Source organism: Nonomuraea sp. NPDC049784, from assembly GCF_040659615.1.
Taxonomy (GTDB): domain Bacteria; phylum Actinomycetota; class Actinomycetes; order Streptosporangiales; family Streptosporangiaceae; genus Nonomuraea.
On sequence record NZ_JBFAMX010000257.1, the window covers coordinates 1 to 14,132 of the forward strand.

11 protein-coding genes and 2 pseudogenes are annotated in these 14,132 nt (G+C 70.2%); 9 read left to right on the plus strand and 4 right to left on the minus strand.

The window, feature by feature from the left end; translation table 11 throughout:
* Nucleotides 1-234, minus strand: a pseudogene (locus AB0J09_RS36685) (cytochrome P450); the annotation flags it as partial.
* Nucleotides 235-367: 133 nt separating this feature from the next.
* On the opposite strand from AB0J09_RS36685, the pseudogene AB0J09_RS36690 reads away from it, so the two are divergent.
* The 3 genes and pseudogenes from AB0J09_RS36690 to AB0J09_RS36700 all read left to right on the plus strand — a co-directional run.
* Nucleotides 368-1,770 (plus strand): annotated as a pseudogene (locus AB0J09_RS36690) (MFS transporter); the annotation flags it as partial.
* A gap of 279 nt (nt 1,771-2,049) precedes the next feature.
* On the plus strand, nt 2,050-2,661 hold the full coding sequence (locus AB0J09_RS36695) for a carboxypeptidase-like regulatory domain-containing protein (RefSeq protein WP_360701286.1): 612 nt from the start codon (nt 2,050-2,052) through the stop codon (nt 2,659-2,661).
* Nucleotides 2,662-2,740: 79 nt separating this feature from the next.
* Entirely contained in the window at nt 2,741-3,616 is an 876-nt protein-coding gene (locus AB0J09_RS36700; protein WP_360701258.1) for a YceI family protein, read from the plus strand.
* A gap of 217 nt (nt 3,617-3,833) precedes the next feature.
* On the opposite strand, the gene AB0J09_RS36705 is transcribed toward AB0J09_RS36700, so the two are convergent.
* Entirely contained in the window at nt 3,834-6,905 is a 3,072-nt protein-coding gene (locus tag AB0J09_RS36705) for a S8 family serine peptidase (protein ID WP_360701261.1), read from the minus strand.
* 206 nt (nt 6,906-7,111) lie between these two features.
* Nucleotides 7,112-8,446, minus strand: a complete 1,335-nt coding sequence (locus tag AB0J09_RS36710; protein ID WP_360701264.1) for a hypothetical protein — start codon at nt 8,444-8,446, stop codon at nt 7,112-7,114.
* A 300-nt stretch (nt 8,447-8,746) separates the two neighbouring features.
* On the opposite strand from AB0J09_RS36710, the gene AB0J09_RS36715 reads away from it, so the two are divergent.
* The 3 genes from AB0J09_RS36715 (at nt 8,747) to AB0J09_RS36725 (ending at nt 11,716) form a co-directional block, all read left to right on the plus strand.
* On the plus strand, nt 8,747-9,502 hold the full coding sequence (locus AB0J09_RS36715) for a ZIP family zinc transporter (protein WP_360701267.1): 756 nt from the start codon (nt 8,747-8,749) through the stop codon (nt 9,500-9,502).
* Between the two features lie 178 nt (nt 9,503-9,680).
* Nucleotides 9,681-10,451: a class I SAM-dependent methyltransferase gene (locus AB0J09_RS36720; protein WP_360701269.1), complete on the plus strand. Its 771-nt coding sequence runs from the start codon at nt 9,681-9,683 to the stop codon at nt 10,449-10,451.
* A 65-nt stretch (nt 10,452-10,516) separates the two neighbouring features.
* A complete protein-coding gene (locus AB0J09_RS36725) occupies nt 10,517-11,716 on the plus strand; it encodes a cytochrome P450 (RefSeq protein ID WP_360701272.1) in 1,200 nt (399 codons plus the stop codon).
* Between the two features lie 120 nt (nt 11,717-11,836).
* Here the strand turns inward: AB0J09_RS36725 and AB0J09_RS36730 are convergent, their stop codons facing one another.
* Nucleotides 11,837-12,016 carry an alpha/beta hydrolase gene (locus tag AB0J09_RS36730; RefSeq protein ID WP_360701274.1) on the minus strand — a complete coding sequence of 60 codons (180 nt, stop codon included), beginning with the start codon at nt 12,014-12,016 and terminating at the stop codon, nt 11,837-11,839.
* 292 nt (nt 12,017-12,308) lie between these two features.
* Between AB0J09_RS36730 and AB0J09_RS36735 the strand changes: the two genes are divergently transcribed.
* The 3 genes from AB0J09_RS36735 to AB0J09_RS36745 form a co-directional block, all read left to right on the plus strand.
* Nucleotides 12,309-12,539: a hypothetical protein gene (locus AB0J09_RS36735; RefSeq protein WP_360701277.1), complete on the plus strand. Its 231-nt coding sequence runs from the start codon at nt 12,309-12,311 to the stop codon at nt 12,537-12,539.
* The gene (locus tag AB0J09_RS36740; RefSeq protein ID WP_360701280.1) at nt 12,520-13,263 is read left to right on the plus strand and encodes an alpha/beta hydrolase; all 744 of its coding nucleotides are present in this window, start codon (nt 12,520-12,522) and stop codon (nt 13,261-13,263) included. Before AB0J09_RS36735 ends, AB0J09_RS36740 begins: the two co-directional genes overlap by 20 nt.
* Nucleotides 13,253-14,132, plus strand: an 880-nt coding sequence (locus AB0J09_RS36745) for an acyltransferase (RefSeq protein WP_360701283.1), incomplete at its 3' end; no start/stop codon positions are given. The genes AB0J09_RS36740 and AB0J09_RS36745, both read left to right, overlap by 11 nt.

Sequence of the window (14,132 nt, forward strand, 5' to 3'; positions counted from 1 at the left end):
GTTGAACACGCCGCCCGACTGGTTGGCGGAGATCCGGGCGGCGTCGTCGGCGTTCAGTTGCCGGGTGAAGCGCGGGTCGGACAGCACCTGCTTGACGTCCTCGTAGCGGGTCACCAGCTTCGCCTCGTCGCCGCTGGGCAGCTTGATCCGCGCGACCGGGCACTGCCGGCGCAGCTCCGCCCACTCCGCGGGCGGCTCCAGGGGCGCCTCGCTCGGAATCGGATAGCTCAACATCTGCTCACCTTGGCTCACGAGGAACCCTCCTTCGATCTGACTGGCAAATCGATGCTGTTAGTCTTAAGTCAAGCGACTGATTTACCGTATACCTCATTGCTCTCCTCCCCAACCCCCGTAACGGAGTCTTCGCATGGCCACAATCTCCGCCCACCCTTCTCACGCGGCCGGGCCGCCGCGGTCGAGCACCTTCGTAGTGGTGCTCGCCTTCGCCGGGATCGTCGTGTCGTTGATGCAGACTCTGGTCATCCCGCTGATTCCCGAACTTCCCAAGCTGTTGGGAGCCTCGGCGTCCGACACCACCTGGGCGGTCACCGCCACGCTGCTCGCGAGCGCGGTCGCCACGCCGGTGTGGGGACGGCTGGGGACATGTACGGCAAGCGGCGCATGCTCCTGGTCAACCTGGTCCTGCTGGTCGCCGGATCAGTCCTGTGCGCCTTCAGCGACACCTTGACGCCCATGATCATCGGGCGGGGCCTGCAAGGCCTGGCCTCCGGCGTCATCCCGCTCGGCATCAGCATCATGCGCGACGAACTGCCCACTGAGCGGCTCGGCTCCGCGACCGCCCTCATGAGCGCCTCGCTCGGCGTGGGCGGCGCCCTGGGCCTGCCGGCCGCCGCCCTCATCGCCGAGAACGCCGACTGGCACGCGCTGTTCTGGACCGCGGCGGGTCTCGGCGCCGTGGCCCTCGTCGTGGTGCTGGCGCTCGTGCCCGAATCGGCGGTGCGCAGCGGCGGCCGGTTCGACGTGGTCGGCGCCGCCGGGCTGTCGGCCGCACTGGTGTGCCTGCTCTTGGCGATCTCCAAGGGCGCCGACTGGGGCTGGGACGACGCCCTCACCATCAGCCTGTTCGTAGCGGCGGTCGTGGTGCTGCTGCTGTGGGGATGGTGGGAGCTGAGCATCCGGGAGCCGATGGTGGACCTGCGCACCACCGCGCGGCGTCAGGTGCTGTTCACCAACCTCGCCTCCACCATGATGGGCTTCTCGATGTTCGCGATGTCCCTGGTGCTGCCGCAGGTGCTGCAGCTGCCCGAGGCCACCGGCTACGGACTGGGGCAGTCGATGCTGGCCGCGGGCCTGGTGATGGCGCCGTCCGGCCTGGTGATGATGGTCATGGCGCCCCTGTCGGCACGTGTGTCCGCGGCCATGGGGCCCAAGGTGACCTTGATGATCGGCGCCGTCATCGTCGCCGCCGGCTACGGTCTCAACATCGTTCTGATGTCCGAGATCTGGCATCTCGTCCTGGTCTCCTGCGTCATCGGAGCCGGTATCGGATTCGCGTACGCCTCCATGCCCGCCCTCGTCATGGGGGCCGTGCCGGTGACCGAGACGGCCGCCGCCAACAGCCTCAACACCCTCATGCGCGCCGTCGGCACCTCCGTCTCCAGCGCCGTGGCGGGTGTCGTCCTGGCCCAGATGACCATGAAGCTCGGTCCCGTCACGCTTCCCTCCCAAGACGGCTTCCGCGTCGTCATGGCCGTCGGCGCCGGCGCGGCGCTCCTCGCCTTCGTGCTCGCCTTCTTCCTCCCGCGCCGAAACGCGGCCGCCGCCGCGGCGACTCCGCACGCGGCCCCCGCCACGGCGACTGCCCCCGCCGCCGCCCCGGCACGTCCCGAGGGTGAGTTCGCGTACGCGTCGGCCGGCGACCCTTGGGCGAACAGGCCGGACGGCGGCGTCGAGATCCGCGGCTTCGTCAGAAGCGATGACGGCCGCGCGCTCGGCCACGCCACGCTGACGCTGGTCGACGTGCGAGGCCACCAGCTCGGCCGGGCCCTGCCCCTGGCCGACGGCAGCTACAGCATCTGGACGCCCGGCATGGGCACCTATGTCCTGATCGCGTCGGCCGCCGACCGCGATCCGCAGGTGGCCACCCTCGTCGTGGGGGACCAGCCGGTCGACTTCAACCTGATCCTCGCCGGCTCCAGCAAGCTGACCGGTGTCGTACGCGATCTGGATGGCAAGCCGGTGCCCGGGGCGGTGGTCGTGCTGACCGACGTCCGCGGCGAGGTCGTCACCACGGGCGCGACCGACGCGGAGGGCTCCTACGGCTTCTCCGGGGTGAGCTCCGGCGGCTACACGCTCGCGGTCAGCGCGGACTCCTTCCGCCCGGCCGCCGTTCCTGTCGAGGTCATCGGCACCGGCCAGACGAGGCAGGACGTCGAACTGCGGCCCGGCGCCCTGATCCGGGGCACCGTACGGGTGCGCGACCGCGGCCCGCTGAACGACGCGCGGGTCACGCTGCTGGACGCGGCCGGGAACGTGGTCGGCACCACGACCACCGGCGAGGACGGCGCGTACGCCTTCGCCGACCTGACCGGTGGCCAGTACACCCTCATCGCCACCGGATACCCGCCCGTGGCCGACACCGTGACCATCAATGGCCGGGACGACGACGACCGCGACCTGTGGCTGGCCCACGCCGAGTAGCGCCCAACGCCCGGAGCAGTCGTTCCGGGGAGATCGTAAGGACTGCTCCGAAGGAACGAGCAGGGAGAGCAGGAGCACCATGTACACCAGCCAAGAGGCCGCTCACACCAGCCGGCAGGCCGAGCAGCGCGGCCCGACCGGCCGCCGGGGCCTGCACGCTCTGATCCGTACGAAGGACGGGTGGCCCGTGCAGCAGGCGATCGTCACGGTGACCGACATGACCGGGCAGCAGGTCGTGCGGGCCGAGGCCGACGCCGACGGCGTCGTGTCGAGCGGCCCCCTGGCGTCCGGCGTGTACACGGTCGTCGCGACCGCGGTCGGGTACGCCCCTGCCGCCATGACGGCGATCGCCACCGGATCCGGCACCGCCGAGCTGGGCACGGTGGTGCTGGCCCGGCAGGGCGGCGCCGACCTTCCCCCGCCCGGGATCTGGACGCTCGACCCCGCCCACTGCACAATCGCGGCGACGGCCCAGCATCTGGGGCTCAGCACCGTCCGGGGGCGGTTCACCGAGTTCGGTGGGCGGATCGAGATCGGCCCGACCCCGGAGACCTCCGCGGTGGCCGCCGACATCGTTGCCGCGTCGATCGACACGGGGAACACCATGCGGGACGACCATCTCCGCTCGGCCGACTTCCTGAACGCCGCCTCGTACCGGATGATCTCCTACCGCAGCACCGGGCTCACCCCCGCCGGCCCCGACCGGTGGATCGTGCACGGAACGCTGACGCTCGCCGGGGTGGCGCGGCCCGTCGATCTCGACCTGGCGTACCTGGGAACCGGCCCGGACCCGTGGGGCGGCCTGCGGGCGGCGTTCCGGGCCGAGACCGAGCTGCGCCGCGAGGACTTCGCGATGACCTACAACCAGGTAGTGCGGGCCGGGGTCAACCTGATCGGCGCGACGCTGAAGGTGGAGCTGGACATCCAGGCCGTGCAGGGCTCATCGCTGCCGTAGGGGGTTCGCCAGGCCCACGGTGAGGATCTCGAGGAGCCGTCGGCGCGCCGGGCGGGAAGGCGGTCCTGCTCGCCGACTACAACGAGGCCGCGCTGGCCAAGGCCGCCCCGGCGCAGCCGCCCGCCGCGTGAGATCGGTCCGGCGAGCAGCTGTCACAGCGGCGGGATGGCCGCCCGGCCCTGAATGATCCAGCCCAGGGCCGGGCGCCCATGCCGGGTTACGGCTGGGTGGCGGGTAGCTTCCCGAAGCCGACCTGGTCGGCCTCTTGATCGCCGCTGCGGTCGTCCAGGGTGACCACGAGCCAGCCCTTCGCCGGCGTGGCGGCGAGTTTCGACTGGTCCACGGTCAGCTGGACGCTGGAGGAGGCGCCCGGCGCGAGCGGCACGTACGCCCCCGTGGAGATCGCCGGAGCGAAGGCGTCGAACGCCGCAGACTCGGTCTCGTCGACGAGCCCGTCGGGAACCAGCGAGAAACCGGTCGCCGAGTACGTGAAGCGTGAGGCGCCCTCGGTCAGGCCCACCTCGGAGGCGAGCACCGGCATCAACAGTGTGCCGCCGTTCATGGGAGCCGTGGCCACCCACGCGTCCAGCAGGGAACCGCCGGCCTTGAAGACGAACGTGGCGAATCGCCCGTCGAAATCGCCCGTGGTGACCAGCCCGTAGTCCGCGCCGACCAGGTAGTAGTCGAGTGCTCCGTCATTGTTGACGTCGATCGAGACGTCGAACTCGTTGGCCGAGGCGTTGGACCAGCGGCCGGAGGTGTTGACCGCGAAGACCAGCGCCCGGTCGGTGTCGGCGCCGCCGAGTGCCGAGCCGGGGAGTGTCTGCACGCCGACCGCGCGGATGTCCATCGAGTCCTCGGCGCCCTTGACGTCGTCGGCGTCGCTGATGCCCCAGGCGTAGACGTCCGCCGAGCCGGGGTGCGCACCGTCGTTGCGAACATCGACAGACGTCACGAGCCCGCCGTCACCGGCCGTGTACTTGCCCGGCTTGGACGAGCGCACCTGGGACGCGGCGTCAGGGACGAGCAGGAACGCGCCCCGCAGCGGGTAGACGCCCTCGGCGGCCGTGCGCGGCGTGGCGGTGACCGCACCGTGGATATGGACGACCGTACCGAAGTTGGAGGTCTCGGCGGCGGGAAGGGCGGCCACGGCCTGAGCGCTGAGCGACAGCGTGACCTGGACGGTGCGGCTGCTCTCCCGGCCCACGGTCACGGTCGCGGGAGATACCGAGACCTTCGCGCCGTAGGACTGGCCGGTGAAGGCGGCGGCCAGGTCATAGGTGACCGGGGTCTTGCCCGTGTTGCGGATGGTGAAGCTCTCGCTCTGACTGTAGGCGCCGTTCAGCGACTTCAGGCCGAACGACAGGTTGGCCGAGCCGTCCTTCGCCTCACCGATCACCGAGGCGCCGACCGCCTGCCGCGTGGCCACGACACCGGAGCCGGCGACCCTGGCGGTGTAGCCCGTGATCTTGGACGTGGCGTCGGCGGTGCTGACGATCGCGGCCTTGATCTGGCCGGGACGCCAGCGCGGATGAGCCTGCTTCACGAGCGCGGCCACGCCTGCGACCATCGGTGAGGCCATCGAGGTGCCCGAGATCGTCGCGGCGCCGGAGCCGGTGCCCACCCCGGTCGAGACGACAGCGACGCCGGGCGCGGTCACGTCCGGCTTCAGGAAGCTGCTGACGTTGGCCGGGCCGCCGGAGGAGAAGGAGGCGAGCTGGGCGTAGCTGGGATTGGGCACGGCCAGCGCCGCCAGCGTGGTGCTCTTTCCGTCCAGCGACGCGGCCGCGGTGCCGTCGGTGCTCTTGATGCCGAGGAACGGAATGGTGACCGTATAGGACTCGCCGGTGTCCGGGTCGGAGGTGATCTGTCCTTCCAGGGGCGGGTACGCGCTGTCGGTGTTGATCATCGCAACCGCGGCGGCGCCGGCCTTCTGGCCGAGGATGGCCCGCTTGACCCGGGCGCAGGAGCCGCGCAGGGTGATCACGAGCTTGCCGGTCACTCCGCCTGGGTAGGCGGAGTAGTCGGCGGGATCGCAGCCCAGCGAGAGCGGGCCGGACGGATAACTCGTGCGGAGCACCGCGATGGGCAGGGTTCCCGAGGGCAGGGCCGCCTCGTTGGAGTTCTGCGCGATGATCTCGGTGCCGTTCGCTGAGATCTTCGCCGCGGGCAGCTGAGCACGTGCCGCGTCAATGGCGGCGACCGAGATGGCCGTCGGGGCGATGGCGGGTGCCCCGACCAGGTAGGCGTTCTGTCCCGAGTTGCCGGCGGAGGCGACCACCGTCACGCCCGCGCGGGTCAGCGTTCGAACGGCCTGCGCCGACGGCTCGTCGATGCGGCCGAAGGGTGAGCCGAGCGACATGTTGACGACGTCGGCACCGTCCTTCAGAGCCCGCTCCATGGCCGAGACGATGACGTCCTCGCTGGCTGAACCCTCACAGCCGAAGACGCGGTAGGCCATCAGCGAGGCAGCCGGCGCCACACCCGGTCCGACCTTGAAGGTCTTGGTGTGCGTGGTGGAGTCGTACGGGCCGGTGTAGGTCTTGCCGTCAGCGGTCACGCCGAAGCCGGCCGTGCTGCCTGCCACGTGGGAGCCGTGGCCGTTGCAGTCGAGCGGGTCGGGGTCGGGCTTGGGCGTCGAGGCGGCGTCGTTGGCGTCGTAGTCGTCGCCCACGAAGTCGTAACCGCCGATCACCTTGGCGGTCGGGAAGGTGCCCGGCTCGATCACGGCGCCGTTGTTGCCCTCGAAGTCGGCCGGATTGCCCGAGCCGCCGAAGTTGGCGTGCGTGTAGTCGATCCCGGTGTCGATGATCGCGACCTTGACGCCTGTGCCGGTCTTGTGGAGGTCCTGCCACGTCTGCGGGGCCCCGATATAAGGGATGGCGGCGGTGTTGTCCGCTCTGAACGTGCGTACCGGGTGCACGGAGAGCACTCCGGGGGTCTGCTGGATCGCCGGCAGGCTGCGCTGTGGAATCGAGGCGGCGATTCCGTTGAAGGTGTCGGTATAGGTGGTGAGGACCTTTCCACCCTCCGCCTTCACCTTCTCCTCGACGCTCTGCTGCTTGTCGTGGAGCGCGGCACGTAAGCTCGGCCTGTCGACCGCCTTGCCGGCCTCGGCGGCGTCGGCGGCGGCATCGCCGACCGGCGTACCGTCGACCTGGATGAGGACCTTGAGCTGCCGGGTGGGATCGAGCGCGGCTGGTTTGAAACCGGCGTAGCCGAACGCGTCGTCCAGATGCTGGAAGCGATCTGGACGGGCGGGTTCTGCGTTCGCGGTTAACGGCATCATGGTCAGCGGAATCGCAATTCCCGCGGACGCGAGCACTGCGAGAAGCGGACGCCTCTTCAAGGATCACCTCGGGTTGCTGCGTGGGATAGAGCTGATCAAAGAGTGAACCCGCCACAAACGCTTCAGATCGCACTTGGGTAACAAATGGAACACGGGTTCTGTAAAGGCACCGGTCGTCATCTGCCTGCCGATGACGACCGGCAGCCTCAGCAGCTCAGATTCGGGCAGCTCAACGCCAGCACCAGGCGGTCGCTCCCGTACACGCCGGCGTAGTCTCCACGGAATTCGTTGACCAGCCACACTTCTCCGCTCGCCGGCCAGTACGCGACGTTCTGCGCGTTGGCGGGAACAGTCGTCATGTAGTGGACGTCGAGTGTGCTGTGGTCGGCGGAAACCGTGACGCGGTGAAGGCAGGACTTCCGGTAATCGCCGGAAATGCTCGCCGTGCCGCCCGGCATGTAGCTGACGGGAGGCGCGCCATCGGGGCACAAACCGGCCAGGATGCCGTTGCCGCCGGTGAACACGCCGCCTTGAAGTTCCCAGACCGGGCTGGTCCATCCCTCGGTGGGGTGAACGAGCCCGTCGGAGCCGGTCTTGAGCAGGGCGGTGGACGCGTCCAGGGGCCAGCGGAGGATCTTCCCGCCAGAGGCGCCCTTCTTGTACTCGACAGTGGTGAGGTGGTCGGCGCCGCTCCGATCGAGGGAGACGCCGTTGAAACAGGGCCTCGCCAGGTCAAGGCTGACGCACACCTCGGGCGAGTTGAGCCGGTAGTAGCCGATCTGCGGCAGGGCGAAGCCCGAGTATGCCGCCGAGCAGACGCCGCCGGCGCAGCCGACGTTCCCTGACGTCGTGGAGTTCATCTTCCAGAAGTGGGTGAGGTCGAAGACCCGTACCAGCCGGTCGCCGCCGGACACGGCCGGGTCTCCGCCTGTGACGAGGAAGAGCTTGTTGCCGTACCACGAGATGCCGTCGGCGTGGGTGGCGATCTCGTGGAAGCCCTCGCTGGTGCCGTCGGGTTCGACCAGCACGACATGCCGGTAGGGTGCTCCCGCCAATCCGTCGGTGACGTCGACGAACGTGACCCTGGCCAGGCGATTGGCCCCGTATTCGTGGGAGGCGCCGCTGCGCCAGCTCACCGCCACGATCTTCCGGCCCGCGCAGCCGTCGCAGGGCGGGTAGAGCACCGAGCCGTTCATGCCGTCGCCGCTGCCCGTGATGCCTTGCGGGAACCAGTTCGCGGTCGTGTCGTCGGTGCTGTTCCAGCAGAATCCGCTGACTTGAACCGAGAGGTGGAGGTCGGTGGGGTGGCAGATCGCGCGGGTGGAGTAGCCGCCGGCGATGACGGTGTCCATCCTCACCTTGGTCACCGGCAGGGTGGAGGCGACCGCGTCACGCTCGGCCATGGTCGAGGTGAAGGCCAACGGCCGGACCTGGGCCAGTTGGGAGGCCGTCAACGCGTAGCCTGTGGCGGCGTCGGCGGGCAGGGGGACGATCAATAAGGAGGCGAGCAGCAGGACCAGGGCGGCTAATCGCGAGATCAAGTTGTCCTCCCGGACGGGGAGGCCGGCGCCACCCCCTGTTATGAAGGTTTCCTGCATTACTTACCTCAGGCGCCCGGGAAGGTCAACGAGTTGACGGGATAGGCCGCGTTACTTAATGAGGGTTCCTGCGTATCGCCGGGAGTTTCAGCCGATCGGCTCCGGCATCCGGATGACCAGGTCGTCGATCGCGCAGGCGACCGCCAGCGGTTCCTGGGCCACGAGACGGCGCAGGAGCACCTGGGAGGCGGATGCCTGGGCGAAGCACGCAGATCGTACAGTCCACTGTGTGGAGGTGCGGTGATGCCTGAATGGCTGCAGGCGGGGCTGTGGGGGCTGGTGGCCGGCGGGGCGCTGGTCCTGGGGGCCGGAGTCGCCTGGCGGGAGAGGGTTCCGGAGCGGGTGATCGCCATGATCATGGCCTTCGGGGCCGGTGTCCTGATCTCGGCGCTCTCGTTCGAGCTGATGGACGAGGCTGAGCGCACCGGCGGGCTCTTACCGACCGCCGCCGGCTTCCTCGCCGGCGCCTGCGCCTACGTGGCGGCCAACGCGCTGCTGGCCCGGCGCGGCGCCCGGCACCGCAAGCGTTCGGGCGATCAGCAACCGAGCGAGGCCGACGTCCAGGGGAGTGGCACCGCGATCGCCATCGGCGCCCTGCTCGACGGCGTGCCCGAGTCCGTGGTGCTCGGCCTGTCTCTCGTGGGTGGCGGAAAGATCGGGCCCGCCGTGGTCGCCGCGGTGTTCATCTCGAACGTCCCCGAAGGGCTCTCCAGCGCCGCCGGGATGAAGCGCGCGGGCCGCAGCGCCCGCTATGTGTTCGGCATCTGGGGAGGCATCGCGCTGGCCAGCGGCCTGGCGGCCCTGCTCGGTGATCTCACCATGCAGTCCGCCTCGCCGGCGGCCACCTCGGTCATCATGGGCGTCGCGGCCGGCGCGATCCTCGCCATGGTGGCCGACACGATGATCCCCGAGGCCTTCGAACGCGCGCACACCCTCACGGGGCTCATCGCCACGATCGGGTTCCTGGCGGCTTTCGCCATCGAGCGCCTGGCCGATTAGCGATTCCACACCCGCTTCATGACACGCCGCGGCACAACCGGACGTCCGGCGGCATGCTCAGCCGGCCGTGGTTACCGCCGCCGCAGGCTGACGGTCAGAGCGGGGGAATGAGCGGACTTCCAGCGATCGTCCAGCGATCGTCGAGAGAGAATCCACGGCACCGCTGAACCATCCCTGTATGAACCGTGCAGAAGAGCGGTATGGAGACCGGCTCTACTCGCATCAGGATCCCGCTGAGGCAGACCGTCTCGGGGCCTTGGCGCAGGTCTTCGACCCGTACTCATTCGAGCGGCTGCGGCCTCTCGTCCGCCCAGGATTCCGCAGCTGTGACGTCGGAGCCGGGCTCGGAACGGTCGCCCAGTGGCTGATGAGCAATTCCGGCGCGGAAACGGTCGTGGTCGACACCGATATCCGCAACCTCGGCGGTCGCGGCTTCCGGGAGATCCAGGCCGACATCACCGATCTCACCTTCGATCCGGGCCTGTTCGATCTGGTGCACGCACGTTTCGTCCTGATGCACCTGCGTGAGCGAGACGCGGTGCTGAGGCGCATGGCGAACTGGGTGCGGCCCGGCGGCTGGCTGGTCGTCTCCGACTCCTGGGAGCTGGGTGCGCCGACCTCGCCGTGTACGGCGTACCGGGAGACGGCGGCCATGGCGAGTGAACTGGCCGCGCGGACGACCGGCAGCGATTTCAACGCGGGCCGGCGATATCCGCGGCCCATGGCCGAGCTGGGATTCTCGCAGATCGGTTTCGCGGTCGATGTCCCGGTGATCGAGGGAGGCGGGGCGCTGGCCCGGTTCTGGGTGAGTACGGCGAACGCGGCCCGCCCCGCGCTGGTGCGCGAACTCGGATCTGAGACCGTCGACAACGCCTTGGCCTACCTCGCTGATCCGGATACCCGTGACATCGGAATCGCGATGGTCACCATGTGGGGACGCCGCGCCTGACCGTACTCCCGCAGCGAAACCCTGATCGCCGAAGGACCTCGTCGCCACGCCCCCGGAGGCCGTTGATGACCGCCACAGAAATGCTGTTCAATCCGTTCGCTCCAAGTTTCACCGACGACCCCTACCCGACCTACCGCCGAATGCGCGAGGTCGATCCGGTGCACGAGCATCCGTTCGGATTCTGGGTCCTGAGCGCGTACGACGACATCGCGGCGCTGCTGCGAGCCGGGCTCTCGGTCGACGACCGGGAGGTCACCGGCGGCCAGATCCGCGAGCAGATGGACCAACTGGACCTCGGCGTGCTCAACATGTCCATGGTCCATCGCGACCCGCCCGACCACACGCGGCTGCGGTCCCTGGTCGGCAAGGTGTTCACCGCACGCTCGGTCGCGGCCATGGAAGGCGAGATCACCGGACTCGTCGACGCCGCGCTCGACCGGATCGAGGTGGCCGGGCACGCCGACCTTGTCGAGGCGCTGGCGTTCCCGCTGCCGTTCGCGGTGATCTCGAAGATGCTCGGCATGCCGCCGGCCGACCACGCCCGCATCCGGGAGCTGACCGGGGTGCTGGCTCTGTCCCTGCAAGTGGTCACCGATCCGGAGGTACTCAAGAAGATCGCCGAAGCCGGCCGGGAGATGACAGAGGTCACCAAGGAGCTGATCGCCTGGAAACGGGCGAACCCGGCCGACGATCTGTTCAGCGCGCTCATCGCCGCCGAGCACGAGGGCGACAAGCTCAGTGACGACGAACTGATCGCGCAGGTCGTCATGCTCTACATCGCGGGACACGAGACGACCGTGAACCTCATCTCCAACGGCACGGTCGCCCTGCTCCGCAACCCCGACCAGCTCGCACTGCTCCGCGCCCGGCCGGAGCTGGCGGCCAACGCCGTGGAGGAGTTCCTGCGCTACGACAGCCCGGTCCAGCAGTCCAAGCGGATCACCCTGACCCCGTACACCGTGCGCGGCCGTACGATCCCCGCCGGCACCTTCGTCTTCGCCTGCCTGGCCTCGGCCAACCGCGACGAACGCTTCTGGGGCCCGGACGCCGACCGGCTCCGGCTGGACCGCGCGAACGCCCGCAGCCACGTGTCCTTCGGCGCGGGCCCGCACCACTGTCTCGGCGCGGCGCTGGCCCGGCTGGAGGGACGAGTGGCCATCGAGCGCCTGGTGCACCGTTTCCCCGGCCTGGCCCTTGACGGCGAGGTGGAGTGGAACGGCCGGATCAACCTGCGCGGCCCGGCAAGACTCCCTGTAGCGGTTTAGGCCTGCACAGCCGGGTGTGCCGGGTAAGTCCGCGAGGGTGGGCTGAGGGCCTGCTCGTAAGTTCGCCGGTACACCGCCTCAAACCGGGACCGATCGTGCTCGGGGCGGGCGCGGCCCCGGTCAGAAGATGTTCTTCAGAAAAGGCAACAGAGCCTCGGCCGTACGCTCGGGAAACTCCGACATCGGGTAGTGGCCCGCGTCGTCGATCACGACAGCCTGCCCGCGCAGCAGGGACGCCTGGGTCTGCGCCTCCGCCGCCGGGTCGGGGAAGTCGGGATCCTTAACATCAGCCCGTCCCACCGGTAGAAGACGACCCCGGCCAGCACGCCGGGCTCGCTCTCTCCCGGGAGCCTGACCCGTACCAGGAAGGTGAACGCCAGGCCGCCGCACCACGCCAGGGCTGTCCATGCGCCTGGCGGCACTCGTTTGAGCAGCGGCAATGGCGGTGTCACGTGCATGCCCAGGATCGTAACGGCGTCGCCCGGGCCTTGGCATCGGACCACGGTCGTACGACCGTGGTATCCCGGCAGCCCAGCGAATGCCGACGGCGGTCCGATGTGGCGCGGGTACCGCCTGCGGCACCGTCGATCGGGTGATCGACGTCAAAGCGCCCCGCCTGCGCCGTACCCTGCTCGCCGCGTTCATCTCCGCCTCGGTGGCGGCGCCGATGACGGGTGCGACGCGCCCCGCCGCAGTCCCCGCGCCCACCCCGGCCCCCGTCACACCGTTGCGGGCCGCGACCCCCCGAGGCCCTGGCCGCACGGTACGCCGCGAGCCGGGACGCCATCCGGGCCGCCGAGCGGATGGCCGCGGACCACGATGACCGGTGGCGGGCCGCGATGCTGCGCGCCATGGCCGGCCCCGAACGCCGGTTCCTGTCCTTCGACGGCCGCGACGGCGGCCGCGCCGTCGAGGTCTTCGGTGACCTGCCGGCGGCGGAGAAGATCGCCGTGCTGGTCCCCGGCAGCGACACCAGCTTCGACAAGTACGGGCTCCTGCGCGGCGGCGCGCTGAGGCTGCAGCAGGTGCTCGGCGAGAGGTCCGCGGTCGTCGCCTGGCTCGGCTACCGGACGCCCACCCTGGTGAGCCTGTCGGCGCTGACCCCCGGCCGCGCCGACGAGGCAGCCCCGGCGTTACGCGCATTCGTCCGGGAACTGGGCGCCGCCAAGCCCGCCGTCCGCATCTCCCTGCTGTGCCACTCCTACGGCAGCGTGGTCTGCGGCAGGGCCGCGCCCGGACTGGACGTCGACCGGCTCATCCTGACCGGCAGCCCCGGCCTCACCGTCGAGCACGCCGCCGGCCTGCGCACACGAGCGGCCGTCTGGGCAGGCCGGGCAAGCGGCGACTGGGTCGCCCGCGTGCCACGCGCCCTGCTCGCCGGCCTCGGTTTCGGCGCCGACCCGGTCTCGCCGGGCTTCGGCGCGCGCCTTTTCGCCGCAGGCGACGGCGGGCACAGCGACTACCTGAAAGCAGGCTCCCTGCCGCTGGAGAACATCGCCCGGATCATCTCCGGACAAGACCCCCTCGAGGCCCGCCGTGCTGCCTGACCTCATCCGGCGCATCGACACGGCGACCCCCTCCGATCGCGACCGCGGCATCGACGCGCTGCGCGCCCTGGCCATCGGCGGCGTGGTGCTCGGCCACTGGCTGGTGACCGCCCTGGTCGCCGACAGCGGCACCATGTACGTGACCAGCCCGCTGCGCGACATGCCCTCCCTCGCCCTCGCCTCGTGGATCTTCCAGACCATGGCGGTCTTCTTCCTGGTGGGTGGGCAGATGGCCGCCACAAGCCACACCCGCGCCCGCGCCCGCGGTCTCACCTACGCGGGGTGGCTCGGCGCCCGCATGGCCCGGCTGCTGCGGCCGGTCGGCGCGGTGCTGGCGGTGTGGGCCGTGGCGGCGGTCGCGATGCTCGCCCTCGGAGCCGACCTGAAGACGGTGATCGCCCTGGCCAAGCTGGTGTGGTCGCCGCTTTGGTTCCTGCTGATCTTCGCGGCGCTGACGGCGGCGACCCCGCTGGTCGCCACCCTCCACCCGGTGTGGCCGCTCGCCACGGTCGCCGTCGCCGACCTCGTCAGGTTCGGGATGGGCGGGCCGGCCTGGATCGGCTGGGTCAACCTCGCCACCGGCTGGCTGGTGCCCTACTGCCTGGGCGCGGCCTGGGGCCGTGGCCGCCTGCGCAGCCCTTCGACCGGGTGGACGCTGCTGATCGGCGGCGTCGCGGCCACCGCCGCGCTCGTCCTGTGGGCCGGCTACCCGGCGTCCATGGTGGGCGTGCCCGGCGCCCCCGTCTCCAACCAGTCGCCGCCAACCCTCGCGGCGTGGATGAGCAGGATGCCCAGCCAGAACGCCGGGACCGACACGAATATCGACGGCACCGACAGCAGCGCGTTCCTGAGCCACGAGCTCCTGCTGT